General features: G+C 65.8%; 4 protein-coding genes. All 4 read left to right on the forward strand.

Annotation, left to right across the window (positions count from 1 at the left end; translation table 11 throughout):
- On the forward strand, nucleotides 1-876 hold an 876-nt coding region (locus ACO6D5_RS25845; RefSeq protein WP_485826969.1), incomplete at its 5' end, for an MFS transporter.
- Between the two features lie 373 nt (nucleotides 877-1,249).
- Nucleotides 1,250-1,888, forward strand: a complete 639-nt coding sequence (gene otnC / locus ACO6D5_RS25850) for a 3-oxo-tetronate 4-phosphate decarboxylase (RefSeq protein WP_006227082.1) — start codon at nucleotides 1,250-1,252, stop codon at nucleotides 1,886-1,888.
- 75 nt (nucleotides 1,889-1,963) lie between these two features.
- Nucleotides 1,964-3,292, forward strand: coding sequence for an MFS transporter (locus ACO6D5_RS25855; RefSeq protein WP_485826970.1), 1,329 nt, complete (start codon nucleotides 1,964-1,966; stop codon nucleotides 3,290-3,292).
- A gap of 40 nt (nucleotides 3,293-3,332) precedes the next feature.
- A complete protein-coding gene (gene otnI / locus ACO6D5_RS25860; RefSeq protein WP_485826971.1) occupies nucleotides 3,333-4,118 on the forward strand; it encodes a 2-oxo-tetronate isomerase in 786 nt (261 codons plus the stop codon).
- The last annotated feature ends 33 nt before the right edge of the window (nucleotides 4,119-4,151 follow it).

The following is a 4,151-nucleotide window of genomic DNA, read 5'->3' on the forward strand; positions in this document are numbered from 1 at the left end:
TGGGCCGTGGGCTCGGTGCTGATGGGCGAAATCGTCCGGGCCGAGCATCGCGGCAAGGCCGTTGGCACCGTGCAAAGCGGTTGGGCGGTCGGATGGGGCGTCGCGGCCATCCTGTACACGGTCGCGTTCTCCATCCTGCCCGCTGAGTGGGCCTGGCGCAGCCTGTTCTGGATCGGCGTGCTGCCGGCCTTCCTGGTGCTGTACATCCGCAAGAACGTGCCCGAGCCCGAGGTGTTCCAGCGGGCCCAGGCCAAGGTGCACGCCGGCGAGGCCCGCGCATCGTTCTGGACGATCTTCTCGCCCGCGCTGTTGAAAACCACGGTCATCACCGCCGTGCTGTGCACCGGAGTGCAGGGCGGTTATTACGCCATCACCACGTGGTTGCCAACGTACCTGAAAGTCGAGCGGCAACTGTCCGTGCTGAACACGGGCGGCTACCTGATGGTCATCATCTTCGGGTCGTTCTGCGGCTACATCGCCGGTGCTTATCTGGCCGACCGCCTGGGCCGCCGCGCCAACCTGTTGATCTTTTCGGTGCTGTCCACGGTCAGCGTCTACGTCTACACGCAATTGCCGCTGACCGACGGCCAGATGCTGTTCCTGGGCTTTCCGCTGGGCTTTGCCGCATCCGGCATCTTCAGCGGAATCGGCGCCTATCTGACCGAACTGTTCCCGTCAGGGGTGCGCGCGTCGGGGCAGGGGTTCGCGTACAACTTCGGGCGTGGCATCGGTGCGCTGTTCCCCAGCCTGGTGGGCTTCTTGAGCCAGACGCACGGGCTGGGCTGGGCCATCGGGGCGTTCGCCACCGGGGCCTACGCCGTGGTGATCGTGACGGCGCTGCTGCTGCCCGAAACGAAGGGACGCGTGCTGGAGTGAGGCCCACGCGTCCCGCAGGAAGCGCTGGCGGTCGTCCGCAGGCGTTACCTGCAGGCGCTTGACGAAGTCGCGGCGCATGTTGTCGGCGTTGCCGAAACCGCAATCCTAGGCCACCGACTTCAGCGGCAGCCGGGTTGCTTTCCAGCACCCGGCGCGCCGCGACGCGGTTTCGCACCGGCGCCGCAGTAGCCAACGCGGGCAAGCCGGCGGAATTTTTCATCAGATACGGGTTTACCCGGTATCCGTTCAAAAGTCATAATTTGTATGATGACCCGATAACTTAGATTCAAGAGACACGTCATCATGCTGGTTGTGAAGTCGGCTTTCCCGCGGGTCTGCCTGCGGTTGCGCCCCTGCTTGCCAGGGGCGTTCCATGACTGAAGAATCCCGCGTCCGCGAAGAGATCTGCGTCGTCGGCGCCAGCCTCTACAACCGCGGCTACACCGTCGGCGCCGCCGGCAACATCAGCGCCCGGCTGGACGACGGCTGGCTGATCACGCCCACTGACGCCTGCCTGGGCCGGCTGGACCCCGCCGAACTGGCCAAGGTCGATCTGGACGGCCAATGGGTCTCGGGCGCCAAGCCTTCCAAGACCCTGGTGCTGCACCAGGGCATCTACCGCGCCAGCCCCGAGTCGCGCGGCATCATTCACACGCACTCCACGCATCTGGTCGCGCTGACGCTGGCCGGCGTCTGGCGTCCAGATGAAGTGCTGCCGCCCATCACGCCCTACCAGGTCATGAAGGTCGGCCGTATTCCGCTGATCGGCTACCGCCGTCCTGGCGACCCGCAAGCCGCCGCCGAGGTCGCTGCGGTGGCGGGGCAGGTGCGCGGCGCGCTGTTCGAGCGCCTGGGCCCGGTGGTGTGGGAACGCTCGGTCGCGCACGCTTCCTATGCGCTGGAAGAACTGGAAGAAACGGCCCGCCTGTGGCTGATGAGCGACCCCCGGCCTGCGCCGCTGGCCGCCGACGCCATTGAAGAACTGCGCGCGACCTTCGGGGCGCGCTACTAGATTCCCCCATTCGTACAAAGCCGCCCGGACGCGTGTTGCGCGTATCGCGGCGGCGCACCCTCTTGGAGACCTGTCATGCCCCCGATGGAATTGGCGTCGACCGCGCCCGCTGCGGCGACGCAGCCTGAATCCCGCGAGACCGCCCGCGCGTACGCCAAGGTGTTCTGGCGCCTGGTGCCGTTTTTGATGCTTTGCTATGTGATCGCGTACCTGGACCGCGTCAACGTCGGCTTCGCCAAGCTGCAGATGTCGCAAGACCTGGGCTTCAGCGAAACCGTGTTCGGCCTGGGCGCCGGCGTGTTCTTCATCGGCTACTTCCTGTTCGAAGTGCCCAGCAACCTGCTCATGCACCGGCTGGGCGCGCGGATCTGGATCGCGCGCATCATGATCACGTGGGGCATCCTGTCCGGCATGTTCATGTTCGTCGAGACGCCCACCGGCTTCTACATCCTGCGCTTCCTCCTTGGCCTGGCCGAAGCGGGCTTCTACCCCGGCGTGATCCTGTACCTGACCTATTGGTATCCGGCCCACCGCCGCGCCAAGATCATCGCGCTGTTCATGTCGGCCATTCCGGTGGCCGGCATCTTCGGCAACCCCTTGTCCGGCTGGATCATGGAGGCCTTCCACGGCACGCACGGCCTGCAGGGCTGGCAGTGGATGTTCCTGATCGAAGCCATCCCCGCGCTGTTGATCGGCGTGGTCACCGTCATGTACCTGGACAACGGCATCTCCAGCGCCAAATGGCTGACCGCCGATGAGAAGCAGATACTGACCCGCGAGATCGAGCAGGACCAGAAGCAGACGGGCACGCAGAAGCACTCGCTGCGCGCCGTGTTTTCGGACAAACGCGTGTGGTGGATGTGCCTGATCTACTTCGCCTTCGTCGCCGGCCAATACGGCCTGACGTTCTGGATGCCGACGCTGATCAAGTCGACCGGCGTCACGGGCGCCTTCAACATCGGGCTGCTGAGCGCTATCCCGTTCCTCTGCGCCATCGTCGTGATGAACCTGCTGGGCCACTCGGCGGACAAGCGGCGCGAACGCCGTTGGCACCTGATCGTGCCGGCGCTGGCGGGCGCGGTGGGCTTCACCGCGGCGGCGTCCTTTGCCGACAACACCGTGGTGTCGTTGATCTGCCTGTCGATGGCCGCGGCCGGCGTGCTGACGTGCGCACCGTTGTTCTGGTCGCTGCCCACCGCCTTCCTGTCGGGTACCGCGGCGGCCGCAGGCATTGCCATCGTCAACTCGGTCGGCAACCTGGCAGGCTTTGCCAGCCCTTACATGATCGGCTACCTGAAAGACCTGACCAGTTCGACTGCATCCGGCATGTACGTGCTGGCCGCCGTGCTGGTCATCGGCGCCATCGCGGTCTGGTTCACGCCGGCCAAACTGGTCAACCGCTGATGCCGCCGCGCCGTTTACCGTTTGAACTCAAGGATTCGCCATGCCGCGCCTAGCCGCCAACCTGACCATGATGTACGCCGAGCACGCCTTCCTGGATCGCTTCCAGGCGGCTGCCCAAGACGGGTTTGCCGGCGTCGAGTTCCTGTTCCCCTATGAATTCGCCGCCGCCGACTTGAAGGCCCGGTTGCAGGACAACGGCTTGACGCAGGCCCTGTTCAACGCGCCGCCTGGAGACTGGGGCGCCGGCGAACGCGGCATCGCGTCCTTGCCCGGCCGCGAAGGCGAGTTCCAGCGCGGCGTGGAGCAGGCGCTGGAGTACGCCGCCCAGTTGGGCAACCGCAGCCTGCATGTGATGGCTGGCCTGATCCGGCCGGACGACGACCGCGCGACGCACCGCGACACTTACCTGAAGAACCTGGCGTTCGCGGCGCGCGCGGCGGCCTCGGCCGGCATCACCGTTGTGATCGAACCGATCAACACGCGCGATATCCCCGGCTTCTTCCTGAACCGGCAAGACGACGCGCAAGCCATCTGCGCCGAGGTCGGCGCACCCAACCTGAAAGTGCAGTTCGACTGCTACCACTGCCAGATCGTCGAAGGCGACATCGCCGTGAAGCTGCAGCGCGACATGGCCGGCATCGGCCACATCCAGATCGCCGGCGTGCCCGACCGGCACGAGCCCGACCTGGGCGAGTTGAACTACCCCTACCTGTTCGAGCGGATCGACGCGCTGGGCTATACCGGCTGGATCGGCTGCGAATACCGCCCCAAGGCCGGCACGTCTGCCGGGCTGGGTTGGGCCCACCCCTATCTTGCCAACCATTGAGCATCCCATCATGAAGATCCTGATCACCGGCGG

The organism is Achromobacter sp. (assembly GCF_057314935.1).